The sequence below is a fragment of the Streptomyces sp. NPDC001678 genome, from assembly GCF_042892945.1.
Lineage (GTDB): Bacteria > Actinomycetota > Actinomycetes > Streptomycetales > Streptomycetaceae > Streptomyces.
The window spans coordinates 149,405-173,785 of the sequence record NZ_JBIAUP010000014.1 but is presented as its reverse complement, the minus strand read 5'-3'; the positions used below and the strand labels follow the sequence as shown (position 1 = coordinate 173,785).

General features: G+C 73.7%; 21 protein-coding genes. 10 read left to right on the top strand and 11 right to left on the bottom strand.

What is annotated here, in order from left to right; genetic code table 11:
• Positions 1–52 precede the first annotated feature (52 nt).
• Positions 53–1,597 carry an AMP-binding protein gene (locus ACFYZR_RS26435; protein ID WP_391914456.1) on the top strand — a complete coding sequence of 515 codons (1,545 nt, stop codon included), beginning with the start codon at positions 53–55 and terminating at the stop codon, positions 1,595–1,597.
• Positions 1,598–1,615: 18 nt separating this feature from the next.
• Here the strand turns inward: ACFYZR_RS26435 and ACFYZR_RS26430 are convergent, their stop codons facing one another.
• Entirely contained in the window at positions 1,616–1,894 is a 279-nt protein-coding gene (locus ACFYZR_RS26430; protein ID WP_391914454.1) for a helix-turn-helix domain-containing protein, read from the bottom strand.
• Positions 1,895–1,966: 72 nt separating this feature from the next.
• On the opposite strand from ACFYZR_RS26430, the gene map reads away from it, so the two are divergent.
• The 4 genes from map (at position 1,967) to ACFYZR_RS26410 (ending at position 6,010) form a co-directional block, all read left to right on the top strand.
• On the top strand, positions 1,967–2,734 hold the full coding sequence (gene map / locus ACFYZR_RS26425) for a type I methionyl aminopeptidase (RefSeq protein ID WP_391914452.1): 768 nt from the start codon (positions 1,967–1,969) through the stop codon (positions 2,732–2,734).
• A gap of 119 nt (positions 2,735–2,853) precedes the next feature.
• Complete coding sequence (locus ACFYZR_RS26420) at positions 2,854–3,378, top strand: DM13 domain-containing protein (RefSeq protein WP_391914450.1); 525 nt, start codon at positions 2,854–2,856, stop codon at positions 3,376–3,378.
• Between the two features lie 63 nt (positions 3,379–3,441).
• Complete coding sequence (locus ACFYZR_RS26415; RefSeq protein WP_391914448.1) at positions 3,442–4,971, top strand: FAD/NAD(P)-binding protein; 1,530 nt, start codon at positions 3,442–3,444, stop codon at positions 4,969–4,971.
• A 94-nt stretch (positions 4,972–5,065) separates the two neighbouring features.
• Complete coding sequence (locus tag ACFYZR_RS26410) at positions 5,066–6,010, top strand: oxidoreductase (RefSeq protein ID WP_391914446.1); 945 nt, start codon at positions 5,066–5,068, stop codon at positions 6,008–6,010.
• 17 nt (positions 6,011–6,027) lie between these two features.
• On the opposite strand, the gene ACFYZR_RS26405 is transcribed toward ACFYZR_RS26410, so the two are convergent.
• Genes ACFYZR_RS26405 through ACFYZR_RS26395 form a run of 3 tightly spaced genes read right to left on the bottom strand, consistent with a single transcriptional unit; the run spans position 6,028 to position 8,579 of the window.
• Complete coding sequence (locus ACFYZR_RS26405) at positions 6,028–6,690, bottom strand: methionine ABC transporter permease (protein WP_391914444.1); 663 nt, start codon at positions 6,688–6,690, stop codon at positions 6,028–6,030.
• Positions 6,687–7,697 carry a methionine ABC transporter ATP-binding protein gene (locus tag ACFYZR_RS26400; RefSeq protein WP_391914442.1) on the bottom strand — a complete coding sequence of 337 codons (1,011 nt, stop codon included), beginning with the start codon at positions 7,695–7,697 and terminating at the stop codon, positions 6,687–6,689. Before ACFYZR_RS26400 ends, ACFYZR_RS26405 begins: the two co-directional genes overlap by 4 nt.
• A 3-nt stretch (positions 7,698–7,700) precedes the next feature.
• Entirely contained in the window at positions 7,701–8,579 is an 879-nt protein-coding gene (locus ACFYZR_RS26395) for a MetQ/NlpA family ABC transporter substrate-binding protein (protein ID WP_391914440.1), read from the bottom strand.
• Positions 8,580–8,802: 223 nt separating this feature from the next.
• Between ACFYZR_RS26395 and ACFYZR_RS26390 the strand changes: the two genes are divergently transcribed.
• On the top strand, positions 8,803–9,711 hold the full coding sequence (locus ACFYZR_RS26390; RefSeq protein ID WP_391914439.1) for a 2OG-Fe(II) oxygenase: 909 nt from the start codon (positions 8,803–8,805) through the stop codon (positions 9,709–9,711).
• Here the strand turns inward: ACFYZR_RS26390 and ACFYZR_RS26385 are convergent.
• Positions 9,686–10,393, bottom strand: a complete 708-nt coding sequence (locus ACFYZR_RS26385) for a response regulator (RefSeq protein ID WP_391914496.1) — start codon at positions 10,391–10,393, stop codon at positions 9,686–9,688. The two genes, ACFYZR_RS26390 and ACFYZR_RS26385, sit on opposite strands and share 26 nt — an antisense overlap.
• Before the next feature lie 11 nt (positions 10,394–10,404).
• Positions 10,405–12,465, bottom strand: a complete 2,061-nt coding sequence (locus ACFYZR_RS26380; RefSeq protein WP_391914437.1) for an ATP-binding protein — start codon at positions 12,463–12,465, stop codon at positions 10,405–10,407.
• A gap of 218 nt (positions 12,466–12,683) precedes the next feature.
• Here ACFYZR_RS26380 and ACFYZR_RS26375 point away from each other — a divergent pair, with 218 nt between their 5' ends.
• The 4 genes from ACFYZR_RS26375 (at position 12,684) to ACFYZR_RS26360 (ending at position 19,731) form a co-directional block, all read left to right on the top strand.
• On the top strand, positions 12,684–13,745 hold the full coding sequence (locus ACFYZR_RS26375) for a radical SAM protein (RefSeq protein ID WP_391914435.1): 1,062 nt from the start codon (positions 12,684–12,686) through the stop codon (positions 13,743–13,745).
• A gap of 44 nt (positions 13,746–13,789) precedes the next feature.
• Positions 13,790–16,372 (top strand): class III lanthionine synthetase LanKC, encoded by a 2,583-nt coding sequence (lanKC, locus tag ACFYZR_RS26370; protein WP_391914433.1) that lies wholly within the window; start codon positions 13,790–13,792, stop codon positions 16,370–16,372.
• 137 nt (positions 16,373–16,509) lie between these two features.
• The gene (lanKC, locus tag ACFYZR_RS26365) at positions 16,510–19,026 is read left to right on the top strand and encodes a class III lanthionine synthetase LanKC (RefSeq protein ID WP_391914431.1); all 2,517 of its coding nucleotides are present in this window, start codon (positions 16,510–16,512) and stop codon (positions 19,024–19,026) included.
• 153 nt (positions 19,027–19,179) lie between these two features.
• On the top strand, positions 19,180–19,731 hold the full coding sequence (locus tag ACFYZR_RS26360) for a hypothetical protein (RefSeq protein WP_391914429.1): 552 nt from the start codon (positions 19,180–19,182) through the stop codon (positions 19,729–19,731).
• A gap of 64 nt (positions 19,732–19,795) precedes the next feature.
• On the opposite strand, the gene ACFYZR_RS26355 is transcribed toward ACFYZR_RS26360, so the two are convergent.
• The 5 genes from ACFYZR_RS26355 to ACFYZR_RS26335 all read right to left on the bottom strand — a co-directional run bounded on the left by ACFYZR_RS26355 (position 19,796) and on the right by ACFYZR_RS26335 (position 24,308).
• Complete coding sequence (locus ACFYZR_RS26355) at positions 19,796–20,530, bottom strand: hypothetical protein (protein WP_391914427.1); 735 nt, start codon at positions 20,528–20,530, stop codon at positions 19,796–19,798.
• A 196-nt stretch (positions 20,531–20,726) separates the two neighbouring features.
• On the bottom strand, positions 20,727–22,298 hold the full coding sequence (locus tag ACFYZR_RS26350) for an MFS transporter (protein WP_391914425.1): 1,572 nt from the start codon (positions 22,296–22,298) through the stop codon (positions 20,727–20,729).
• A 162-nt stretch (positions 22,299–22,460) separates the two neighbouring features.
• Complete coding sequence (locus ACFYZR_RS26345; protein WP_391914423.1) at positions 22,461–23,324, bottom strand: alpha/beta fold hydrolase; 864 nt, start codon at positions 23,322–23,324, stop codon at positions 22,461–22,463.
• 82 nt (positions 23,325–23,406) lie between these two features.
• Positions 23,407–24,012: a response regulator gene (locus ACFYZR_RS26340; RefSeq protein WP_391914421.1), complete on the bottom strand. Its 606-nt coding sequence runs from the start codon at positions 24,010–24,012 to the stop codon at positions 23,407–23,409.
• Between the two features lie 53 nt (positions 24,013–24,065).
• On the bottom strand, positions 24,066–24,308 hold the full coding sequence (locus ACFYZR_RS26335; protein WP_391914418.1) for an antitoxin: 243 nt from the start codon (positions 24,306–24,308) through the stop codon (positions 24,066–24,068).
• Positions 24,309–24,381 lie beyond the last annotated feature (73 nt).

Here is a 24,381-nt window from a genome sequence, read left to right as displayed (position 1 = left end):
GGCCACCACTAGCGTCGGGTCCGTCCACCGGTTCCGACGAGGGAGAACAGCGATGAGCCAGCGAGACGACACCCGGGGCGGCGGTTTCGGCAGCTACGTGGAGGCCGTCCTCGACACCCTGTCCGAGGAGCCCGAACGGCCGGCCGTCACCACGGCCGAGGGGCGGGTGATCAGCGCGGGCGAGCTCCGGGAGCAGGTGCTCCGGCTCGCCGGAGAGCTGGCGGAGCGCGGGGTGGTCCGCGGCACCACGGTCACCCTGCTCACCGGCAACACCGCCGAGGCCCTCGTCGCCCGCTACGCCGCCAATCTCGCCGGCGCCCGCGTCGTCGGCCTCTACGAGGGCATGAGCCCGCCGACCATGGCCGAGATCATGGCGAGCGTGGAGTGCGCCCTCCTGCTGGTGGACGACCGGCGGCACCACACCGCCGAGGAGCTGGGGAAGATCGCCGGCGTTCCCCCGATGCTCTCCCTGGGACCGAGCGGCTTCGCCGAGGACGTCCTGGCCGCGGCCGCCCGTCGGCCGGCCCGGCCGATGGGCGGCCTGGTGGGTCCGGACGACGACTGGTGCGTCCGGCACACCGGCGGCACCACCGGAGTACCCAAGGGCATCAGGACCCCCCACGGCCCGTACCGGCAGAGCCTGGACCACCGGTTCGCCGACGCCGGCGACCCGCCCCGCTTCCTGGCGTGCACCGCGCTCGCCCACCTCGCCGGCGTCTTCGTCGACATGACGCTCCGCCAGGGCGGCTCGGTCGTCCTGCGGCACGGCTTCGAGCCCGGGGACGTCCTGGCCACGATCGAGCGCGAGCGCGTCACCCACACCTGGCTGCTGCCGCCGCTGCTCTACCGGTTGCTGGACCACCCGGACCTGCCCGGCGCGGATCTGTCCAGCCTCAGCCGGATCAGCTACGGCGGCACCGCCGCCTCGGCGGCCAGGATGCGGCAGGCGGCCGAGGTCCTGGGGCCCGTCCTCTACGGCCTGTACGGGCAGGCCGAGGCGCAGCACATCACCGAGGCGGGCCCCGCGGAGCAGACGAGGACCGGCGGTGGCGGGCAGCTGACGGTCGGCCGGGCCGTACCCGGGGTGGAGATCGCCGTCCGGGACGCCGACGGCACCACCCTGCCGCCCGGGGAGCGGGGCGAGGTGCAGGTGCGCACGCCGCATGTGATGTCCGGTTACTGGAAGCAGCCGGAGCTGACGGCCGAGGTGCTGCGGGACGGCTGGGTGCACACCGGCGACGTCGGCTATCTCGACGAGGACGGCTACCTCTACATCGTGGACCGGATCAAGGACATGATCGTGGTCGTCGGGGGTCATGTGTACCCGACGGAGCTGGAGGAGCTGCTGCTGAGCCATCCCGCCGTCGCCCGGTGCGCGGTCTTCGGCAGCCGGGACGAGGAATCGGTGGAGCACGTCCACGCCGCCGTGGTGCCCGCCGCCGGACAGCGGCCCTCGCTGGAGGAGATCCGGGACTTCGTCACCGCCCGCAAGGGGCGCCTCTACGCCCCCGACGCCCTCCACCTGGTGCCCGCGATTCCGCTGACGGCGGCGGGCAAGCCGGACAAGCGCCTGCTGCGGGAGCGGCTGGCGGACTGAGACGCGCCGGTGTCCGGCTCAGGCCGTCAGCGGTTGTTCCTCCATCGGGTCCAGGCCCACGACGCAGGCCTCGGCCAGGGCGTCCAGGGACAGTCCCAGCGCGTTCGCCAGCGCCGAGATCGTGAAGAACGCCGGCGTCGGCGCCCTGCCGGTCTCGATCTTCCGCAGGGTCTCGGAGGACAGCCCGGCACGGGCCGCCACCTCCACCATGCTGCGTCCGCCACGGGCCTCGCGCAGCAGCTCGCCCAGCCGCTCGCCGCGCTGCCGCTCCCAAGGGGTCAGAGGAGTCCTCACCATGCCCACGATCGTAGTGGGCGTGATACTAATACCGGTATAAGAATTGGATGCCCGGATGGGGAGTCGGTTGCCATGGTGGAGTTGAAGACGGACGCGGAGCTCGCGGCCATGCGGGAGGCGGGGCGCGTCGTGGCGCACGCGCTCGCCGCCGTCGAGGAGGCGGCGGCCGTGGGGGTGAGCCTGCGCGAGCTGGACGGGGTGGCCCGTGACGTCCTGGAGAAGGCCGGGGCCCGTTCGCCCTTCCTCGGCTACCACCCCTCCTTCGCGCCCACGCCGTTCCCGGCGGTGATCTGCGCGTCCGTCAACGACGCCATCGTCCACGGCGTCCCCGACGACTACCGGCTGCGCGACGGCGACCTCGTCAGCGTCGACTGCGGCGCGGTACTGGACGGCTGGACCGGCGACGCGGCCGTCAGCTTCACCGTCGGCACGCCCCGGCCGGGCGACCCGGAGCTGATGGAGGCCACCCGGCGCGCCCTCGACGCGGGCATCGCCGCCGCCACCGTCGGCCACCGCATCGGCGACATCTCCCACGCCATCGGCTCCGTCGCCCGGGCCGCCCGGATGGGGATGCCCGCCGACTTCGGCGGGCACGGCATCGGCCGCCGGATGCACGAGGACCCGCACGTCCCCAACCGGGGCCGGGCCGGGCGGGGCCTGTCGCTGCGGCACGGGCTCGTCCTGGCCATCGAGCCGATGCTCATCGCGGGCGGCCGCGACGACTACGTCCCCGCGGCCGACGGCTGGACCCTGTGCACGGCCGACGGCAGCCGCGCCGCCCACTTCGAGCACACCGTCGCCATAACGGACGACGGACCGCGCGTCCTGACCCTCCCGTGACGGGGCCGCGTAAGACTGACGAAGCCGCGTAAGACTTTCGTCATCGGAAATCCGGATCCCCGGCCCGTCTTCCCGGCGTTTCCCCATGTGAGAACGGAAACGGCTTCGGGAGGCGGAACATGGGACGCGTACGGCGACTGCTGCGCAAGAAGGTGGTCATCGGCATTCTGGCCGCCGGGATCGTGCTGGCCGGCGCGGGGACGTACTGGTTCCAGCCGTGGAAGCTCTGGGTCAGCGAGACGGTGCGCGAGGCCGCGCCGGCCGCCGCCGCAAACGGGCCCGGCGGGGCGCCGAGCACCCTGGCCACCGGCCGGCTGATCAGCCACGAGCACACCACGAGCGGCACCGTGCGGATCCTGCGGCTGCCCGACGGCTCGCGCACCCTGCGCCTGGAGAACCTCGACACCAGCAACGGCCCGGACCTGCGCGTCCTGATCACCGACGCCCCGGTGAAGGAGGGCCGGGCCGGCTGGTTCGTCTTCGACAAGGGCGCCCACGTAAGCCTCGGCAAGCTCAAGGGCAACAAGGGCGACCAGAACTACGCCCTGCCCGCCGGCCTCGACCTCGATCGCTACACCAGCGTGAGCATCTGGTGCGACCGCTTCGACGTCTCCTTCGGCGCCGCCGCCCTCACCCGCGCGTGAGCACGCATTCCCGCGCCTCCGCCCGGGCAGGGTGAGAGGGCGAACGGGAAAGGGGAGGTGCCCATGGGGCGAAGCGGGCGGGCCGGGCAGGGCGCGGCGCGTGATGTGGTGATCGTGGGGGCCGGGGTCGCGGGAACCAGCGTGTTCCTGTGCCTGGTGCGCGCGCTCGGCCGGGGAGACGCCGGGCGGGTGCGGTCCGTCCGGATCGTCGACCCTAACCCCGTCGGCCGGGGCCTCGCCTTCGGCGACACCGACCCCCTGCTGCTGTGCAACACCGCCGCCGAGGTCAACTCCCTCCTCGCCGACGAGCCCGCCGACTTCGTCGCGTACCTGCGCCGGCGCGGCCTGCCCGGCGGGCCCCGCGACTGCGTGCCCCGGGCGTGGATGGCCGAGTACTGCCGGGACCGTTTCGAGGAGGCCCGGAAGACCGCCGAGGCCCTGGGCGTCGAGGTCGCCCACGTGCCGGCGGCGGTCGACTCGATCGCCGCCGGCACGGGCACGGTCCGGCTGAGCACGGGTCAGGAGCTGCGCGCCGACGCCGTCGTCGTCTGCACGGGCGTCCACCGCCCCCGCGTCCCGGACGGCTTCGCCGCCTTCACCGGCCACCCCCGCTACTCCCCCGCCCCCTACCCGGCCGCCCGGCTGCGCGACCCCGAGGCGGGGCCGCCGCCCGGCGCCGGGGTCCTGGTCCTGGGCACGCGCCAGTCGGCCATCGACGCGTCCCTGCTGCTGTGCCGGGACGGCCACCGGGTGACGATGACCTCGCCCTCCGGCGTACTGCCCGCCGTACGGGTCTCGCTGGGCGCGCCCGTACGGGACTTCCCGACACTGGAGCGCGTCGCACGGCTCGACCCGGCCGATCCGCTGCTGGAGGAGAAGGTGCGGCGCGCCGTCGTGGAGGCCGTACGGTCGCTCGACCGCACCCCGCTGCGCCGGCAGTCCTCGTCGGCCGCCGACCCCGTGGCACGGCTGCGCGAGGAGACGGCGCTGGTGGAGGCGGACGCATGCGCCTGGCCCGGTGCCGTGATGGCCACGATAGAGGCGGTCATCGAGCTGGGCGCCCGGCTGCCCGCCGCGCGGCGCCGGGCGCTGCTGGAGCGCCACGGCTGGTTCATCGCCCGGTACGCCACGGCGATGACGGTCGTCAACGCGCGCCGGCTGCTCGCGCACGTCGACTCCGGGGCGCTGCGCCTGGCCCGCGCCTGGCCCCGCGCGGTGGCCTTCGAGGCGGGCGCCTGGCGGGTGGAGTGGCCCGGCGCGGGCGGGCCGGAGCGCTTCGGCCACGTGGTCAACGCCACCGGCTTCGACCAGCCCCGGCTGTACTGGTCCGCCGACGGCGGCGCCCTCCACCCGGCGGAGCCGCCGCGCCACTCCGGCACCGTGGACTTCCTGGCGGCCGACCTGCGCGTACGGCGGAGCCCCGGGGCCCGGCCCGAGCCGGTGTGGGTGGTGGGCGTCGGCACCCACGTGCGGATCCCGTTCTCGAACCACCTGCGCAATGTGGCCCGGCAGGCCCGCCGGGTCGCCGAGGAGGTGTCGGGCGCGGCGGGCGGCGGGGAGAGGGCCGCCGTGGCGCGCGGCACCGCGGTGTGAGGCGGGGCCGCCGCCGGGCGCGCCTTCCCTTCGGGCGCCGGTCGGGCGGCGGACAATACGGTCGCCCGTCCGCGACCGGACGCCGAGGAGTCGCATGCGCCACAGCCCGCCCAGCTGGACCACCGAGGACATGCCGAGCCTGCGGGGCCGGCTGGCCGTCGTGACCGGCGCCACGAGCGGCATCGGCTATGTCACCGCGCGCGAGCTGGCCCGGGCGGGGGCCGAGGTCGTGGTGACGGGCCGGGACGCGGGCCGGGCGCGGCGGGCGGCGGAGGACATGGCGGGCGAGGTGCCGGGCGCGCGGGTGCGTCCCGACCTGCTGGACCTCGCCGATCTGGCCTCCGTCACGGGCTTCGTCCACCGGGTGGAGCACGGTGGGCGCCCGGTCGACCTGCTGGTGAACAACGCCGGGGTGATGGGCATCCGGCACCGGGCCACCACCAAGGACGGTTTCGAGCTGACCGTCGGCACCAATCACCTGGGCCACTTCGCGCTCACGGGCCGGCTGCTGCCCCAGCTGCTGGCCGCGCCCGCGCCGCGTGTGGTGACGGTCAGCGCCGCGATCTCCCGCAGCGCGATCGCGGAGCTCTCCGATCTCGAGGGCACCCGCAAGTACCGGCCCTTGAACGCCTACGCCAAGTCGAAGCTGGCCAACGTGCTGTTCGCCCTGGAGCTCCAGCGCCGCGCCGACGCGGCGGGCGTCGCGCTGACGAGCGTGGCCGTCCACCCGGGCTTCAGCGCGACGGGCCTCCAGCGGCACGCCACCCGGCCCGTGCGCGCGCTGGCCCGTCTGCTGCCGGGGCACTTCGTCGGCCAGTCGGTGGCGTCGGCCGCGCTGCCGACGCTGTACGCGGCGACGGCGCAGGACGTCGTCCCCGGCGGCTTCTACGGCCCCACCGGCCGCTTCGAGACCCGTGGCACCCCCGGCCCGGTGGACCTCCCCGCCCCGGCCGCGGACGCCGCGCTCGCCGCCCGCCTGTGGCGGACGTCCGAGTCCCTCACCCATGTCCGCTACCGCTGGCCGGAGGCCGTTCCCTGAGCGAACCGGCCCTCCTCTCACCGTCTGAGCACCTTCCGGGCGAGGAAGTTGCCCAGCAGCTGGGCGATCTGCACGAGGACCACGAGGACGGCCACCGTGACCACCATCACCGAGGTGTCGAAACGCAGATAGCCGTAGGTCATGGCCAGGTTGCCCACTCCCCCGCCGCCGACGGTCCCGGCGACGGCCGAGAAGTCGATCAGGGCGACGAGCATGAAGGTGAAGCCCAGCACCAGCGGGCCGAGGGCCTCGGGGACCAGGACGGTCAGGAGGACGCGCGGCGGGCTCGCGCCCATGGAGCGGGCGGCCTCGATGACCCCGGGTTCGACGGACAGCAGGTTGCTCTCGACGATCCGGGCGACGCCGAAGGTGGCCACGACCGTCATGGGGAAGATGGCGGCCTCGGTTCCGATCATGGTGCCGACGACGCCGCGGGTCACCGGGGAGAGCGCGACGATGGCGATGATGAAGGGGACCGGGCGGATGACGTTGACGAGGGTGCTCAGGACGGCGAAGACCGCGCGGTTCTGGAGGATGCCGCCCTTGCGGGTGGCGTAGAGGGCGAGGCCCACGGCCATGCCGAGCACGGCGGACAGGGCCAGGGTGACGAGCACCATGTAGACCGTCTCACCGGTGGCGTCGACGACCTTGACCCAGAAGGTGTTCCAGTCGGCCTTCATCGGGCCACCGCCTCTGTCTTGCCGGTCAGGCGGGCCAGGACGGCGTCCACGTCCCGTTCGGCGCCGCGCAGTTCGAAGGTGACGCTGCCCAGCGTCCGGTCCTGGACCTCGGTGACGCCGGCGTGGGCGATGGTGAAGTCCACGTCGTGTTCGCGCAGCAGCCGGGAGAGGCCGTCGCCGCCGTCCGCCGGGACGGTCACCAGGCGTCCCGGGTGGCGGGCGCGGAGCCGTTCCAGGGCGGCGGCGTCGGGCACGTCGTGGAGCGCGGAGCGGACGAACGCCTCGGTGACGGGGTGCGCGGGGCGGGAGAAGACGTCGTGGACGCCTCCGCTCTCCACCACCTTGCCGCCGGCCATCACGGCCACGTGGTCGCAGAGTGAGCGGACCACCTCCATCTCATGGGTGATCAGCACGATCGTCACGCCCAGTTCGGCGTTGACGCGCCGAAGGAGGTCCAGGACCTCGCCCGTGGTCTGCGGGTCGAGGGCGGAGGTCGCCTCGTCGCACAGGAGCACGCCCGGTCGCGTGGCCAGCGCCCGGGCGATGCCGACGCGCTGGCGCTGGCCGCCCGAGAGCTGTTCGGGGTAGCGGCGGGCCTGTCCGTCCAGGCCGACGAAGCGCAGGGCCTCCCCGGCCCGTTCGCGGGCCTCGGCGCGGCTCAGCCCGGACAGCCGCAGTGGGTAGGAGACATTGCCGAGGACGGTGCGCGAGCGGAACAGGTTGAACTGCTGGAAGACCATCCCGACGGAGCGCCGGACCTCGCGCCGCCGGCGTTCGCCCAGGGCGCCGAGGTCCTGGCCGTCGACGAGCACGCTGCCGGAGGTGGGTGTCTCCAGGTAGTTGATCAGCCGCAGCAGGGTGCTCTTGCCGGCGCCGCTGTGGCCGACGATGCCGAAGACGCTGCCCCGGCCGACGGTCAGGGAGACGCCGTCGACGGCGCGGAGGGCGGTGCCTCCGCTCCTCCTGTCGGCCGGGAACACCTTGGTGACATCACGGAGTTCGATCACGGTTCAGCCCCGGTCCTGGCGCGTGAGGCGGTCCAGCTCGTGCCGCAGCTCGCCCTGGGGGATGTCGAGGACGTACCGGGCGCCGTGGGCCGACTTCCGGACGGCCTCCTGCACCGCGCGCGAGCGGTAGAGCTCGACGACCTTCCGGATGTTCTTGTTGTCCTTGTCCTTCGCCCGGGCGGCGATGACATTGACGTAGGGGCGGGCGACGGCGCTCTCGGGGTCGTCGTGGAAGACGGCCTGCTCGATCCTGTAGCCGGCCTGTTCGGCGACTCCGGCGTTGATGACGGACGCGGCGGTGTCCTTGAGGGTGCGCGGGGTCTGCTGGGCGTCGACCGGTGTGATCTTCAGGTGCTTGGGGTTGTCGGTGATGTCGTCGGGCGTGCCATAGATGCCGGCCTTGTCCTTGAGGCCGATGAGCTTGGCCGCTCGGAGCACGAGGAGGGCCCGGCCCTGGTTGGAGGGGTCGTTGGGGATCGCGACGCGCGCCCCGTCGGGGATGTCCGCCACCTTCTTGTGCTTGAGCGAGTACAGGCCCATGGGTGCCACGGAGGTGGAGGTGACGGGCACGATGTCGGTACCGTTCTGGCCGTTGAACTTGCTGAGGAAGGCCAGGTGCTGGAAGGCGTTCAGTTCGATGTCGCCGTCGGCCAGGGCCTTGTTGGGCAGCTGGTAGTCGTCGAAGTTGACGATCTTGACGTCGATGCCCTCCTTCTTGGCCTCCTCGGCGAGGACGTCCCACTCCGGGTCGGCGCCGTTGACCCCGATGCGCACCCGGTCGCCGCCGGCCCCGTCCGACATGCCGCAGGCCGACAGCAGGAGCGCGAGGGCGGCGGCGACGGAGGCCGCGGTGGCACGGCGGCGGGACGGGGAGATTCTCATCGGAGCTCATTCCACGAAAGGAAGTACGGGTGCTGTGCCGTTGATCGTAGGTGTTCAACCCCGCTTTGCCTGGAAATGAAAGGAGGGATTCATGTTCTTGCAATAGAAGCAAGGAAGTCCCCGCGGTGGCGGGAACACCTCCCTTGCCGGGTCCGGCGCGCGGCGCTGCAATCGCCTCATGGTGACGACCCGACACGGACCCCGCCCTCTCAACCATCCGAAGATGGCCACCGGGTTCGACCAGTTCCTCCACGCCCTGCGCGGCCGGAGGCCGCGGCGCGCCGCCGGGCTGCCGGGCGAGCCGCGCTGGCGCCCCGAGTTCGTGGCACGGGACGTCAAGGGGCCGCGTCTGGGGCTCCAGGACTTCGGCTACGCCTCCCACGAGCTCAGCCGCGGCTACGGCGCGGTGGACGACACGGCGCTCGTCGGGCCCGTACAGATCCTCACCCCGGAGGGCCTGGCCTGTCTGACCGAGGTGTGCGACCGGCTGGAGAGCTCGGCCGGCACCGCCCGGTTCATCACCACCCGCCGGGTGCGCAACGCCGATCTGATGTCGGCGTTCATCAACAACATGATCCGCGACCGGGGCTTCCTGCTGTCCTGCTCCCGGCTGGCGGGGGTGCCGCTGATCCCGCATCCGCTGCGGATCCCCACCGTGCAGGTCAACTACTTCGAGGCCGACGGCCGCGCGGACATCGTCAAATGGCACCACGACGGCATGGACCACGTCCTCACCGTCCAGCTCAACGGCTACGAGGACTACGACGGCGGGCGCTTCAGCTACTTCCTCGGCCGCGCGGACGAGTTCACCGGCGCCCGGGAGGGCGATCCCCGGATCAGGGAGGCGCCCTGCGGGGAGCGCGGGGCGGCGCTGTTCCTGCACGGCAGCCGGATCTACCACGCCGTCACCCCGGTGACGCGGGGCCGCCGGGTGACGGTCGTCGTCTCCTTCCTCTGCCCGTACTTCGCCCGCCAGGACTCCAACACCTTCTGGCATCTGGCGGCCGACGACGGCATCCCGGCGACGATCCCGGGCTGGCTCCGGCTGAAGTGGCCGGTGCGGGACCCCGCGATGGACTACAGCCTGCGCGCGGGGAGCCCGGTCATCACCTGGGAGGACCTCCAGGGGTAGCGGACCCGGTCGGCGTCGGTCCCCGCGGCACGTGCCGCAGATAGGCGAGGACGGCGCTGACGCGCCGGTGGAGCTGGGGCTCCTCCGCGAGGCCGAGTTTGGCGAACGTGGAGTTGACGTGTTTCTCGATGGTCGACTCCGACAGGACGAGCTCCGCGGCGATGGCGCGGTTGGTCTTGCCCTCGGCCATGTGCCGCAGGACGTCGAGCTCGCGGCGGGTCAGAGCGGCCAGCGGGGCGTCGGCGGCGCGGGTGTGGCTGCCCATCAGGACCTCCACGATGCGGGGGTCGACGACGGAGCGGCCCGCGGCCACCTCGCGCAGGGCGCGCAGGAGTTCGTCGAGTTCGCCGATGCGTTCCTTGAGGAGGTAGGCGAGGCCGTCGGTGCCGCGCCGGAAGAGGTCGAAGGCGTAGTTCTCGTCGGCGTGCTGGGAGAGCATGACGACGCCGATGCCGGGGTGGCCGGCGCGGATGGCGTGGGCGGCGGCGATGCCCTCGGTGTGGTGGCTCGGGGGCATGCGGATGTCGGCGATGACCGCCTCGGGGCGGAGCTCCTCGACGGCGTCGAGGAGCTCCGTCGCGTCGCCGACGGCCGAGACGACGCGGATGTCGCCGGTGTCCTCCAGCAGCCGGCGGGTGCCCTCCCGTACCAGGTAGTGGTCCTCGGCGATGACGACGCGCATCGGTCCCTCAGTCACAGGTCTCCTTCTCTGAGCCGCTCGGCCAGCCGGGAGCGGATCGTGGTGCCGCCACCGGTACGGCTGATGATCCGCAGGTCGCCGCCGACCGCCTCGATGCGGTCCCGCATGCCCGTCAGCCCCGAGCCCCGGGTGGTGTCGCAGGGGAAGCCCACCCCGTCGTCGACGACCTCCACCACCAGCCAGCCGTCCGAGCGCGCTATGCGGATCGTCACCCGCCCGGCCCGGGCGTGCTTGAGGACGTTCGTCAGCGCCTCGGAGACCAGGTAGAACGCCGACTCCTCGATGTCCAGGGCGAAGCGCACCCGGTCCAGGGAGTCGTCGACGCGCACGGTGACGGGGATCGGCATCCGCCGGGCCCGGGAGGTGACGGCCGCGACCAGGCCCTGGTCGGTTAGGACGGGCGGGTGGATGCCGTGGGCGACCTCGCGGAGCTCGTCGATGACGCGGTAGGCGTCGTCCTGCACCTCGGTGAGCACGGTGTCGACGTCGCCCCCGCGGCCGAGTCTGTTGCGGGCCAGGCGCAGTTTGGCGACCAGGGCCACGAGGTCCTGCTGGATGCCGTCGTGGAGCCGCCGTTCGATACGGCGGCGTTCGCTGTCCTGGGCGTGGACGATCCGGGCCCGGGAGGCGTCCAGCTCGCCCGCCTGGCGCTGCACCTCCAGGACGCGGGTGGACAGTTCGGCGGCCAGGCGCGCGTTGTGGACGGCGAGGGCGGCCTGCCGGGCCAGGGTCTCCACCAGGTCGTGGTCCTCGGGGGTGAAACGGCCCTCGGCCTTGGGCCCGTACTCGATCAGGCCGAGGACGTCGTTGCCGTAGCGCAGCGGGAAGCCGCCCCCGGCCGGGCGGCGGCCCCGGCCGGGCGGCTCGCCGGCGGTGCCCAGGTGGACGGGCAGGTCCCCGCCGCCGAGCCGGACCCGGGTCCAGCTCAGGGTCAGCCCCTGCTGGAGGCCGGCCGCCAGCTGGGGCGCCAACCGACTGAGGTCGTAGGCGTGTTCGAGGGCGCTGCCGAACTGGACGAGCAGTTCGAAGCCGCTGAGCCGCTCGCCGAAGACCCGCCGCTGGGCGAGCCGGTTCAGCCGCTCCCGGACGGGCTGGAAGAGGGCGGTCGCGGTGACCGCGACCAGCACGGACAGCCCGATCGGGAAGTACTGGCCGGCCGTCAGCCCGAGCGTCATCGCCATGCCCAGGTACCAGCCGCTGATGATCAGCCACAGGGTGCCGTAGACGACCGAGCGCCGGATGACGATGTCGACGCCCAGGAGCCGGTAGCGGAAGGCGGCGTAGACGACGGACAGGGAGATCAGCACATAGGGCAGGGCCCCGAGCGCCGAGCCGACGAGGTAGAGGATGCCCGTCTCGCCGTGCCAGGGACGGAACAGCCGTGAGGTGGCCCGGCCCAGGAAGAGGACCGTGGCCACGACGGCGACGGGCAGCACCCCGGACAGGTCCCGGTCCCCGGCGGCCCGCGCGCGCAGAGCGCGCAGCACCAGCAGCGCGGCGCCCACCCCGGGCAGCCAGGCCTCGGGGTAGTAGAAGACCACGAACTCCACGATCCGGGTGGGCACGCCCGCCAGTGGCAGGGCGAACGGCAGGGCCAGCAGCGCCCACAGCGAGCGCAGCACCGGGCGTTCGTAGCGGAACCGGGGGCGGCCGTCGGGCAGCAGGGCGAGCAGGTGGACGACGAGGATGCTGACGGCGAGGTTGTCCCACTCGGTGGGCAGGACGAGACAGGACGCCGTCAGGGACGGCAGGCCGTTCTCGGGCGCGGTGAGGTCCCAGCCGAACGAGGTCGTCAGCAGCGCCGACGTACAGCGGATGCCGATGCTCACCGCCAGCGCCGCGCCGATCAGCAGCAGCCGGCGGGCGACCGGGCTCGTGGGGGCGTGCCACCACGCGAACAGCCCGGCGCAGTAGCACGGGAGGACGGAACCGAGGATCCACGGCAGCGTGACGGTGTTGTTCCGCAGCAGAAACGCTCCGGTGGTCACCGCCCACAGCAGGCACAGCCCGCCGGAGAACGCGGCGACCTGTATCGCACGGCCGTTACCCCTCACACTCACCCCTCACGCGCGACATTATCGGGGGCGCTCCGGCACCAGTCCAGACGATCCCGTTCGGCGCGTATAGCGGAAAACCCCCAGTGGGATCGGAGGATTCCGGGGTACGCGCCGCCGTCCCGGCACGGCAGACTCGGTATATCCGCCTTTTTACCGGCCCCGGCGGCCCGGTGGGACGATCGACTGTGCGATTCAAGGAAAGCCGAAAGGGAACCATGAGCGTGTCTTCCGGTCCCGAGGTGGTCGTCTGGGACACCACCTATGCCTGTCCGCTGCGTTGCTCGCACTGCTATTCGGAGTCCGGCAGGCGGGCGCCGCGGCAATTGAGCCACGAGGACATGCTGCGGGTCGCCGACGCCCTGATCTCGCTGAATCCCCGGGTGGTCGCGCTCTCCGGCGGGGAACCCCTCGTCGTCAAGGGGATCTTCGAGGTCGCGGGCCGGCTCTCCCGGGCCGGGGTGCGCACCGCCGTCTACACCAGCGGCTGGATCATGGAACCCTGGATGGCGGCCGAACTCGGCTCCGTGTTCGACGAGGTGATCGTGAGCCTCGACGGGGCGACGGCCCAGGTCCACGACCGGATCCGGGGCCGGCGGGGCTCCTTCGACCGGGCGCTGAGCGCCCTCACCCAGCTCGACGGGGTCGCCCGGGAGCGCACCCGGCGGGGGCACGCTCCCCTGTGGTTCGGCATCGACTGCGTCGTCGTGCGCAGCAATTTCCCGCAACTGGAGGAATTCTGCACGGCCATCGCCCCGCGCTTCCCGGAATTGCGCACGCTCACCTTCAACGCGGCGGTGCCCGAAGGGCTCGCCAGCCGCCCGGAATTCTGTCGTTTCGAGCTCCTCGACGACGACCGGGTCGCCGAGTTGACGAGCGACGAACGGCGGGCCCGGCTCCAGCGTCTCGCACCGGCCGGGGTACGGGTCTTCACCACCGACAATCAGAACCTCGTGATGCGACCGGACCGTTTCGCCAGTGGCGTCGACACACTGGTGATGCAGATCGAACCGGACGGTGATGTCAGGGCACTGCCCGTGTACGAGGGCACCGTGGGAAACATTCTCCAGGAATCCCCGCTCGATCTGTGGCACCGGGGCGTCTCCCGGCTCAGCGATCCCTTTGTCGTGGAAACGCTGTCGGCGGTGCGCACCATGCAGGACTGGGCGGCGGCCGTGCGCCGCATGGACTATCACTTCGGCTCCCCGGAGGTCCGTTCCCGTATCGAACGCCGCGCGGTCCGCACGAATCCCCCGGAGTTCAGCGCCCTCGCCCACTGACCCCCGGAAGTCCTCGCCCCGAAACGCCCCGAAAGGGACGCGCCGTGCTGACGCTCAAGGACTACGACCGCTTCTGCCTCGCCGACCCCGTCTTCTACGAGGTGCCCGAGCGCTATCCGGACGACCACGAGAGGTTCGCGGCGGCCCGCCGGGAGCCGCCGCCGGGCTGGGAGCGGGGCGAGTGCGGCTGGTGGATCACCCTGCGGCCCGGCCCGGCGGCGCCGGAGGCGGGCTGGCGGATCCATGTGTCGGTGGCACTGCCGGAGCTCGCCCGGGCCATCGAGATCGTCTGGGGGCACTGCGTGGCCCACGCCCTGCCCTTCGACTTCATCCGCAGCCGCGCCACCGCCCGTGAACTGGGCGGCGACCGCGCCGAGCCGCTGCCCGGCAACCGGCTGATCACCGTCCACGCGGGCGACGGGGCGACGCTCGCCCAAAGCCTCGAGGAACTCGCCGTCCTCCTCGCCGGGCTGCCCGGCGCGTACGTACCGGGCGCGCTGCGGCACGGCCCCGGCCCGCTGTACGTCAGCCATGGCCCGCCCGGCCCGGCGGGCCGGCCCCGGCCCGGCGACCGGAGCGTCTTCGCCCCGCCCGACGGGGTGCCGCTGCCCGAGGTGCTCCGGCCCGCCCTGGAGGCCCTGCGCGCCCGGCCGGCGGGCGGCTTCCCCTACCGGGCCGAGCGGGCGCTCGGCAGGTCCCACGGCGGCGGCACCTACCTCGCGGTCGACAAGCGCACCGGCGAGCGCGTGGTGCTGCGCGAGGCCCGGCCGTACGCCGGGCTCGACGAGCGGGGCGAGGACGCCGTCACCCGGCTCGACCGGGAGCGGGCGGCGCGCGAGCGCCTCGCGGGCCTGGACTGCGTACCGCGCGTCCTGGCCCACCTCACCCACGCGGAACACCGCTTCCTCGCCGAGGAGTTCATCGAGGGCACCTCGCTGGCGCGGGCCGCCGCCACCGCCTTCCCGCTCACCTCACCAGGGCCTGCCGCGCGGGAGGCCGCCCCGTACACCGACTGGGCCCTGGACGTCGTGGACCGCACCGAGCGGGCCCTGCACGCCCTGTACGCCCACGGGCTGCGCCTCGGCGAACTCCGGCCGGAGAACGTCCTCGTGCGCCCGGACGGGCGGGTGGCGCTCGTCGGGCTCGGCACGCTCACCGACGCCGGGGACGACCGGGCCCCCGCCACCGGCGAACCCGGCTTCACCGTGCCGCCCGGCCTGGCGGCCCCCGCCGCCCTGCGCCGTCTCCTCGACCGGCTGCGCCTGTGGCTGTTCCTGCCGGTCCCCTACCGCAGCCCCGGCAAGCTCCACACCCTCACCGCCGCCGTCGAGCGGCACTACCCCGTGCCGAGAGGCTTCCGCGCCGGGCTGCTGACGGGGCTGTGGCCCGAGGGCCACCCGGCGGAGGACGACCGGGCGGGCGCGCTGCTGGCGGCCGACCGGCCCGACTGGCCGGCGATCCGCGACTCCCTCGTCCGGGGCATCCACGCCACCGCCACCCCGGGCCGTACCGACCGGCTCTTCCCCGGCAGCCCCACCGGGCCCACGACGCTGGGCGGTCCCGGGTTCGCCCACGGCGCGGCCGGGGTCCTGTACGCCCTCCACAGGGCCGGGACGCGGGTGCCCGAGGAGTACACCGCGTGGCTCCTGGCGGCCGTGCGGCGCGACCCCGACCCCGCGCCCGGCCTCCACGAAGGCCTCCACGGCGTCGCGTTCGTCCTCGACACGCTCGGCCTGCGCGCGGAGGCCCTCGACGTCCTCGGCCGCTGCCCGCCCAAGGGGGACGCGGTGCCCGACGCGGGCCTGGCCGCCGGCCGGGCCGGCATCGCCCTGACCCTGCTGCACTTCGCCTCCGCCACCGGGGACCCCGCGCTCCTGGGCCGCGCGCTGGACCTCGCGGGCGAGCTCGGCCGCGCCGTCGAGGACGGCCCCCCGCCCGCCCCGCCGGGCCGCCCCGCGCCCTACGGGCTGCTGCACGGCGCGACCGGAGCGGCCCTGCTGTTCCTGCGGCTCTACGAGCACACCGGCGACGCCTGCCTCCTCGGCCTCGCCGGGCGCGCCCTGCGCCACGACCTGGTGCGGCTGCGCACCCTCCCCGACGGGACGCTCACCCTCTTCGACGGCACGGCCAACCTGCCGTACCTCCACGGGGGCAGCACCGGGCTCGCGTTCGTCCTGCGCGACCTGCTGCGGTACCGGCCCGACCCCCGGCTGGCCGCCGTGCTGGCCTCGCTCCGGCTCACCTGCGACGCCGTGTACGTGCGCAACGCGGGCCTGCTGCGCGGGCGGGCCGGGTCGGTGGCCGTGCTCGCGGCGCTCGGCGAGCCGGTCACGGGCACCGCGCTCGGCCGGCAGATCGGCCTGCTGTCCTGGTACGCCCAGACCTACCGGGGGCACCTGGCGTTCCCCGGGTTCCGGATGCTGCGGCTCTCGGCGGACCTGGCGACGGGCGCCGCCGGCGTCCTGCTCGCGCTGGGCTCGGCGTTCGAGGGGACCGGGCCCGTCCTGCCCTTCCTCGACCCCCGTCCCGTGGCCGTCCCGCCCGCCCGGGAGGGAGGTGATCGACGTGTCGGAGATCCTGGAGCTACAGGAGCTGGAGGAGGAGACCCCCGCCCAGTGGCCGTGTAGCAACAGCTACCACAGCACCCTCGGACAGGTCTGAGCCGCCCTCGCGGGAGGCGGGCCTGCCGCCGCCGTCCGGTGCGGCGGCGGCAGGCCCGCCGGAGACGCGAGGCACCCCGAACGGCACCGGAGAGGAGCACGGCATGCTCGCTCAAGGCCACCTCGTCGCCGACCCCCTCTTCGTGGACGCCCCGGAGCGCGTGGAGGACACCGCCGTCCGCTTCGCCCACGCCGCCCGCCCGGCCCCACCCGGGTGGCACCGCGCCGAACGCGAGGGCTGGGTGGTCCTGCGGCCCCGGGACGCGCGACTGCCGCCGCAGGGCTGGAAGATCCACGTCTCGGCGACCGCCGAGGAGGCCCCCCGGGCGATCGCCACGGTGTGGGAGTACTGCGTCGCGCGCGGCATCGGCTTCAAGTTCCTGCGCAGCCGCACCCTGCTGGCCCTCGTCAACAGCAAGCGCGCCCCGCGCTCGGCGGGCGGCAAGCTCGTCACCGTCTACCCGTGCTCCGAGGAACTCCTCGAACGCACCCTCCAGGAACTGTCCGCGCTGTTGCGGGGCGTCAAGGGCCCCTACATCCTCAGCGACCTGCGCTGGGACGACGGGCCGCTGTACCTGCGCTACGGGGGGTTCGCGCCCCGGTTCTGCTTCTCCGGCGACGGCGAGTACGTGCCCGCCGTCGTCCGGCCCGACGGCAGGGCGGTGCCCGATGTGCGCGGGGCCGCCTTCAAGGTGCCGTCGTGGGCGGGCGTGCCGCCCTTCATCGCCGGGCGGATCCGCGCCGCGCGGGCGGACGGCGCCGGGGGCTTGCCCTACCGGGTGGAGAAGGCGCTGCGCTTCTCCAACAGCGGCGGCGTCTACCGCGCCGTCGCCCCCGGCACCGGGCGGCGCGTGGTGCTGCGGGAGGCGCGCCCGTACGCCGGGGTCGACGACAACGGCATGGACGCGGTGGCCCGGCTGGGGCGCGAGCACGCCGTGCTGGAACGGCTCGCCGGGCTCGGCTGCGTACCGGAGGTGCTCGCCCGGACGCGGCACTGGGAACACCACTTCCTCGTCGAGGAGTTCGTCGAGGGGGAACGGCTGGAGGAGGCCATGGGGCGCCGCCACCCCCTCTTCCGGCCGGCCGCGAGCCGGGCGGAGCTGGCCGCGTACACCGCCTGGGCCTGCGCGGTCGTCGCCCGCGTCGAGGAGGCGATAGCCGCCCTCCACGGGCGGGGCGTGGTCTTCGGGGACCTCCAGCCGGGCAATGTGCTGGTGCGGCCGGACGGCAGTGTCTGCCTCGTCGACTTCGAGACGTCCTTCGGGATGGACGAGAACTTCACCCCGGCGCTGGGCACGGCGGGCTTCACGGCCCCCTGGGCGCGCTCGGGACCGGCCGTCGACGCCTACGCCCTGGACTGCCTGCGGCTCGCGGTCTTCTGCCCGCTCACCGAGCTGCTGCGCTTCGCCCCCCGCAAGCACGAGGAGCTGATCGGGCACGTCGAGGACCGTTTCCCCCTCCCGCCCGGCTACGGGGAGCGGTTGCGCGCGGGCCTCGCCCCGCCCCCGGACCCCGCCCCGCCGCCCGCGCCCGCGTGGCCGCGCACGGCGGACGGCCCGGCCGGCGACTGGGCGGAGGCCCTCGGTTCCCTGCGCGAGGCCATCACGCGCAGCGCCACCCCGGAGCGGGAGGACCGGCTCTTCCCCGGCGACGTCCGGCAGTTCGACGGGCAGGGCGCGGCGCTCGCGTACGGCGCGGCGGGCGTGCTCCACGCGCTGCACCGCACCGGGCACGGCGGCGGCGCGCGCTTCGAGGGGTACGTGGACTGGCTGGCCCGGGCGGCCGAGCGGGCCCGCTGGCCCCGGCCGGGCCTCTACGACGGGCTCGCGGGCGTGGCCTACGTCCTCGACGAGCTCGGCCGCCCCCAGCAGGCACGGGCGGCCCTGGCCCGGCTGGGCGCCTTCGACCTGCGCGACTGCGGGGCGGGGCTGTTCGGCGGGCTCGCCGGGATCGGCCTGGCCTTCGCGCACTTCGGGGACGTGCCGACGGCGGCCCGGCTGGCGGAGCGGCTGGCGCGCGGCCTCGACGACGACGTTCCCGTACCGGTACCGGCGGCGGGGCTGATGCGGGGCTGGTCCGGGCCGGCCCTGCTGTTCGGCCGGCTCTTCGCCGAGACGGGCGAGGACCGCTGGCTGCGGTGGGCGGAGGCCGCGCTCGCCCGCGACCTCGCCCACTGCGGGGTGTCCCCCGGCCGGCACGTCCACGTGCGCGCGGGACGGCTCCGGCTGACCACGCTCGGCGGGGGCGGCGCCGGCGTCGCCATCGCCCTCCACGAATACCTGCGGCACCGCGAGGACCCGCACTTCGCCGGGGTGCGGGACCGGATCCGCGCGGGCCTGGGCACCGAACTGCTGCTGTCCTCCGGTCTCTTCGAGGGCCACGCCGGGCTGCTCTACGCGCTCGTCCACCTCGGCGGCCCGGCGGACGCGCGCGACGCCCAGCTGCGCGGGCTGGGGCTGCACGCGGTGCGGTTCCAGGGGCGGCTGGCCTTCCCGATGGACGGGCTGCTGAGGCTGTCGATGGACCTGGCGACGGGGACAGCCGGGGTGCTGCTCGCCGTCCACACGGCGCTGCGGGGCACCACTGCGGGCGCGTCGCTGCCGCTCCTGCGCACCGGTTGAGCGTGGCGCGCCGGGGTGCGCGCGCTGTGGCGCGGGCGGGACGGCGGTGCTGCGGGGGCCCGGCGGCGCGGGGTGGTTCCCGTGGACGGTGGGGGTAGGGAGGGCCGGAACGCGCTGTTCCGGGCGCGTCGAGGCTTTGTGGAGGGGTACCGCATGACCGGAAAGCGCGGCATCGGGGTCGCGTTGGGCTCACTGGCACTGATCGCGACCTGCCTGGGGTGGGCCCCGCCCGCCGGGGCCGACCCCCACGGGGGGCATGCCCACGGGTGGCCGGTCACCTGCCAGGGGCTGGAGAACACCTCGTACCGGCCGGGGCTGACGCTGACCCCGCAGCGGGTCGGCATCCGGGCCGTCGCCTCGTACGTCTGCTCGGACCGCCCGGGGCACACCGTCGCGGCCACCGGCGACGTCGTCGGCGTCTCGCCGGAGAGCACGTGTCTCGCGCTCGACACGCCCAGGGGGCACGAGGTCGTGCGCTACGGGGACGGCTCGGTGTCGGAGATCGACTACGTCACCGGCCAGGCCGGGCGGGTCCTGGGCGTCAACACGGTGCGGCTCTCGGGCGTCGTGGTCAAGGGACGCGACAAGGGCGCGGCGGCGGAACGGAACATCGAGCTGGCGCCGACGGGGCTGCCGGTGGGCTGCCTGACACCGGAGGGGGTCCGGCAGGCGGGTGGCGTGGTGCAGTTGCGCATCGTGCCCTGACCCGGGAGGGGGTGGCGGGCGGCCGTCGTTCAGTGGCCGCCCGCCACCCGCAGACCGTCGCCCGTCAGTGCAGCGGACAGCCCTTGGGCATCTTGGCGAAGTCGAAGAACGCGTAGTCGGTGCGACCGCCCTCCGTCTTCGACTTCAGTCGGGGAGTCCAGCCGTTGGGGTCCACGATCTCCTCGTAGATTCCGGCGGAGTCGGGAAGCTTGGGGCGGGCGCGGTCGAGCGTGCCCAAGTCTGCGATCCGGCTGCCATCGGCCCAGTCGTAGAAGTCCACGGACGGGCCCTTCGGGCTGATCGTCATCCGGGCTTCGGTGCCCGCGCCGATGTCCTGGCTCTTGACCACGGTGCACTGCTTGATGACCAATGCCTTGTCCACCGAACAGCCCTGGGGCATCCGGGGGAAGTTGACGATGCCGTACAGGCCGTCGTTGCCGCCGTCGGTCTTGGTGAGCAGCTGGGGAGTCGAGCCGTACGGGTTGAGGATCTCCTCGTCGATGCCGGCGCCCTGCGGCAGCGCGGGACGGCTGCGGTCGAGCGTGCCGAGGCTGGCGACCGGGCCGTCGACCGGGTCGAGGAAGGTGACCGAGGGGCCCTGGGGGCTCATCGTCATCCGGATGCCGAGGCCCGCGCCGACGTGGTCATTCTTGACCACCGTGCACCGGGCGGTCGAGGGATCGGCCGGCGAAGCGGTGCCGGTGCTGTGGGGACCGGCCGCGAACGCGGCGGTCGGGGCGAGGGCGGTACCGGCGAGGACGGCGACGGCCAAGCCGGTACGGAGGGCGTGACGACGCATGGCGACTCCTACGTGTGACAGTACGAGCAGAGAAAGGGGTTTCGGCACCGACCGCCCTCATCCGGCGTGATCCGGGGTGGCTTAGTGGTGCATGAGTGAATCTATGTGGACTTGCGTGGCGGACGAGTTCGCTCCATGTCACAGAAACGTCACAGCACGACCGAACCCGAACAGCCCGCGTTCTCGGGGGCGTTGATCAGTGACCGCCGCCCGTCACCTTGAAGCCGCGCGGGACCATGAACACGGTCAGCAGGGTGACGGCGACGACGATGCCCGCCGAGACGTACGCGGTGGTGGTGAGCGCCTGGTCGAAGGCGTCCCGCGCGGCCGCCAGCACCCGCCGTCCCGTGTCCCCGCCCACCCGCTTCGCCACCTCCGCCGCGCCGCCGACCGAGCCGCGCGCGGTGTCGAGATCGTGCCCGCGCAGCGGAAGGTTCGTCATCCGGTCGGAGAAGACGGCGCCGTGGATGCTGCCGAGCAGGGCCACGCCGAGGCCGACGCCGAGCTCGTAGGCGGTCTCGGAGACCGCGCCGGCCTGCCCGGCGCGCTCGGCGGGGACGGCGGAGACGAGGACGGACGCCGAGGCGGTGATCGCCAGCCCGTCGCCGAGGCCGATCCCGGCCAGGACGACGGCCACGACCGGGTAGGTGGTCGGCTCCGGTGCGAGGGCGAGGAGCAGGAAGCCGCCCGCGAGGGCGCCCAGGCCGGTGGCCAGGACGGCGCGCACCCCGGCGTGGTGCATCAGCCAGGGCGAGCTCAGCGAGCCGGCCAGCATCGCGAGGGCGGAGGGCAGGGTGCGCAGCCCGGCCTCCGAGGGCGAGTAGCCGTGGACGTACTGGAGCCAGAGGGAGATGAGGAACAGCGCGGCGCCGATGGCGAGCATCGCCAGAAGCGTGGCCAGCGCCGCCGCGAGGAACGGGCCCTCGCGGAACAGCCGGACGTCCAGCAAGGGGTCGTCGAGCCGCAGTTGGTGCCAGGCGAACAGGGTGAGCAGGGCCACGCCGAGGAGGAGGGCGCCCACGTCCGAGGGGTGCGGGCTGCCCTTGGCGATGTGCTTGATGCCCCAGGCGAGGGCCACGATGCCGACGATCGAGAGGCCCGCTCCGGGCCAGTCGAGGCCCCCGGGGTGCGGAGCGCGGTACTCCGGCAGCAGCCGCACGCCCACCGCGACCGTCACGACGACGATCGGGACGTTCACCCAGAAGGCCGCCTGCCACTCGAAGTGCTCGACGAGGAACCCGCCCACCAGCGGCCCCACACAGGCGCCCGCCCCGGCCACGGCGGCCCACACGCCGATGGCCAGGGCCCGTTCCCGGGCGTCGGTGAAGATGTTCCGGATGAGGGAGAGCGTCGAGGGCATCACCATGGCGCCGCCCAGCCCGAGCAGCACCCGGCCGCCGATCAGCTGGAGCGAGCTGTGCGCGGTCGCGGCGAGGACGGAGGCGACGCCGAAGAGCACGAAGCCGAGGAGGAAGAGCCGTTTGCGGCCCCACCGGTCGCCGACCGCGCCGGTGGTGACGAGGAGGCCGCCCAGGATCAGCCCGTAGATGTCGATGATCCACAGCTGTTCCAGCGGGCCGGGCCGGAGGTCGTCGATCAGCGAGGGCAGCGCGACGTTGAGGATGGTGGCGTCCATGGCGACCAGCAGCAGGCTGGCGCACAGCACGGCCAGCATCGCCCAGCGGCCGGGGTCCGGTCCGGGGTCCGGCCCGTCTCCCGGTCCGTCTTCCGGTCCGTCCGGTCCGGATTCCTCCGGAGCTCGCGCCATCGGACGACACCTCACCGTTCTCGGGTCCCCGGGCCACCGGCACCCGGAAGGCACCGGTCAGCCCAGTCGACCGGATCCCCGCAGGGCCCGCAACCGGAGGAGGCCGGGCGGGACCGCACGACGGCCCGTCGGCGGCACGGCGGCGGCACGACGGCGCGATCCCTAGGCGACCAGCCCGTCCAGGATTTCCACCACCTCCGCCGGCCGCAGGACGAAGCCGGTGTGACTGGTGTCCAGGCTGTGCACGTCATAGGGGTTGTCAGGGGTCAGCGCGTCGGCCTCGGCGATCAGGCGGTCCTGCATCGCCACCGGAAGCGTGCGGTCGGCGGTGAGCCGGATGTACGTGCGGGCGATCGTTCCCCAGGTGTCGGCCTGCCCGCGGGCGTCGGCCGTCATCACGGCGATGGACTCGTCGGGTTGCAGGATGTTGAGAAAGGCACGGAACTGCTCGTCGGTGGCATCCGCCATGACCGCCGCCTTGAGGGCGGCGAGCAGGGTGGGGTCCGACGTACGGTAGTTGGCCCGGCCGACGCCGAGTGCGGCCGGGTCACCGACGTTCAACGCGTACAGCGGGCCCAGCAGGTTGTCGGCGAACTCGGGTTCCTGCATGTACTCGACCGGGCTGGACCGCTGTACGCACGACCACGCGGATATGTAGACGAGCCTGTCCACCAGTTCGGGGATCTCGTTGCCCACCTGGGTGATGGTGGTCCCGCCGAGGCTGGCGCCCACCAGCACCACGGGCCCGTACCCGGCCACCCGGCGGACGACGTCGACCACCTTGTCCACGTTGTCCCGCAAGGTGACCCCGGCCAGCGTCGAAGGCTCGGCCGCCCAGCCGTCGAGGTCCTGCGGGGCCTGATAGGCCACGGGGTACTGGGCGTCGAAGCCATGGCCCGGCAGGTCGACGGCGAAGCTGCGGTGGCCGAGCAACGCCAACTCCCGCTGTACGGGCGCCCACATGAACGAACTGGACCCGGACCCGTGCACCAGGACGAACGTGGGACCGGCAAGGGGAGTACTCATGATCCGGATCGTAGTGATCACGCCGCGACCCGGCCTCCGATTTTTCGGCGGCGGGCTTCGGCGACGGGCCTCCTCGCCCGCCTCAGTCGAGCAGTCCCCGGCGTACCGCCTCGGCGACCGCGGCCGCCCGGTCGGGCACCCCGAGCTTCTCGTACAGCCGCTGGGTGACGGACTTGACGGTGTTCGCCGCCAGCCGCAGCTCGGCGGCGATCTGTGGGATGCCCTTGCCCTCGGCGAAGCCGAGCAGGACCTGCCGCTCGCGGTCCGAGAGGGCCGGGGCCTCCTCGCCGGCGTGCGGCCGGGGCCCGGTCTCCGGAGGGACCGGCCTGCCGTCGGCGGCCGCCAGCACCGCCTCGACGAACTCGGGCCGTTTGGCGTCCTTGGCGAGGTGTCCGGCGGCTCCCTCCCTGAGCGCCCGGTAGACCACGGCCGCGTCGGTGGCGGCCGACAGCAGCACGACCCGGGTCGGCAGCCCGTCCTCGACGACGGCGTGGATCACGGCGACGCCGTCCATCTTGGGCAGCCGGTAGTCGACCAGGGCCACGTGCGGGACGAGGTCCCTGATGGCGGTCAGCGCCGCGACGCCGTCCTCGGCCTCGGCCCGCACATCGATCCGGCTGTCGACGCGCAGGCCCCGGACGACGCCCTCGCGGTAGGCGGGGTGCTCGTCGGCCACCACCACGGTCACTCTCCGGAAGGGCTCCGCCCCCTCACCCCCCTGGGGGGAACTCCGCGGGCCGGTCACCCCTGGGGGTCCACGGGCGGTTCCGGGGCGGGGGGAGGAGGAGTCACCAACCCTCCCTCGGGGACGGCGTTCTTCGCGGCCTCCTTGCCCTTCTCGATCTTGTCGGAATACTTGTGGCCCGTCTTCTCGTCGATGAAGTCCCCGGCCTTGTCCACCGCTTCATGGACCCTTTCGGGGTTCTCGGCCGCCGCGTCCCTCCCCTTGCCGACGAGGCCCTTGAGCGTGTCGATGAACGACATGGCGTTCTCCTCCCTGTGCGCCGGGTCGTGGGGGCCATGCTGGGGAAAGCCCTTGTCTTCAGCATGCGCACAG

What these genes read in the sequence shown, in the direction of transcription:
- ACFYZR_RS26435 (WP_391914456.1), top strand. Translation starts at nt 53, where the DNA reads ATGAGCCAGCGAGACGACACCCGGGGCGGCGGTTTCGGCAGCTACGTG.
- ACFYZR_RS26430 (WP_391914454.1), bottom strand. Translation starts at nt 1,894, where the DNA reads ATGGTGAGGACTCCTCTGACCCCTTGGGAGCGGCAGCGCGGCGAGCGG.
- map (WP_391914452.1), top strand. Translation starts at nt 1,967, where the DNA reads ATGGTGGAGTTGAAGACGGACGCGGAGCTCGCGGCCATGCGGGAGGCG.
- ACFYZR_RS26420 (WP_391914450.1), top strand. Translation starts at nt 2,854, where the DNA reads ATGGGACGCGTACGGCGACTGCTGCGCAAGAAGGTGGTCATCGGCATT.
- ACFYZR_RS26415 (WP_391914448.1), top strand. Translation starts at nt 3,442, where the DNA reads ATGGGGCGAAGCGGGCGGGCCGGGCAGGGCGCGGCGCGTGATGTGGTG.
- ACFYZR_RS26410 (WP_391914446.1), top strand. Translation starts at nt 5,066, where the DNA reads ATGCGCCACAGCCCGCCCAGCTGGACCACCGAGGACATGCCGAGCCTG.
- ACFYZR_RS26405 (WP_391914444.1), bottom strand. Translation starts at nt 6,690, where the DNA reads ATGAAGGCCGACTGGAACACCTTCTGGGTCAAGGTCGTCGACGCCACC.
- ACFYZR_RS26395 (WP_391914440.1), bottom strand. Translation starts at nt 8,579, where the DNA reads ATGAGAATCTCCCCGTCCCGCCGCCGTGCCACCGCGGCCTCCGTCGCC.
- ACFYZR_RS26390 (WP_391914439.1), top strand. Translation starts at nt 8,803, where the DNA reads ATGGCCACCGGGTTCGACCAGTTCCTCCACGCCCTGCGCGGCCGGAGG.
- ACFYZR_RS26385 (WP_391914496.1), bottom strand. Translation starts at nt 10,393, where the DNA reads ATGCGCGTCGTCATCGCCGAGGACCACTACCTGGTACGGGAGGGCACC.
- ACFYZR_RS26375 (WP_391914435.1), top strand. Translation starts at nt 12,684, where the DNA reads ATGAGCGTGTCTTCCGGTCCCGAGGTGGTCGTCTGGGACACCACCTAT.
- lanKC (WP_391914431.1), top strand. Translation starts at nt 16,510, where the DNA reads ATGCTCGCTCAAGGCCACCTCGTCGCCGACCCCCTCTTCGTGGACGCC.
- ACFYZR_RS26360 (WP_391914429.1), top strand. Translation starts at nt 19,180, where the DNA reads ATGACCGGAAAGCGCGGCATCGGGGTCGCGTTGGGCTCACTGGCACTG.
- ACFYZR_RS26355 (WP_391914427.1), bottom strand. Translation starts at nt 20,530, where the DNA reads ATGCGTCGTCACGCCCTCCGTACCGGCTTGGCCGTCGCCGTCCTCGCC.
- ACFYZR_RS26350 (WP_391914425.1), bottom strand. Translation starts at nt 22,298, where the DNA reads ATGGCGCGAGCTCCGGAGGAATCCGGACCGGACGGACCGGAAGACGGA.
- ACFYZR_RS26345 (WP_391914423.1), bottom strand. Translation starts at nt 23,324, where the DNA reads ATGAGTACTCCCCTTGCCGGTCCCACGTTCGTCCTGGTGCACGGGTCC.
- ACFYZR_RS26335 (WP_391914418.1), bottom strand. Translation starts at nt 24,308, where the DNA reads ATGTCGTTCATCGACACGCTCAAGGGCCTCGTCGGCAAGGGGAGGGAC.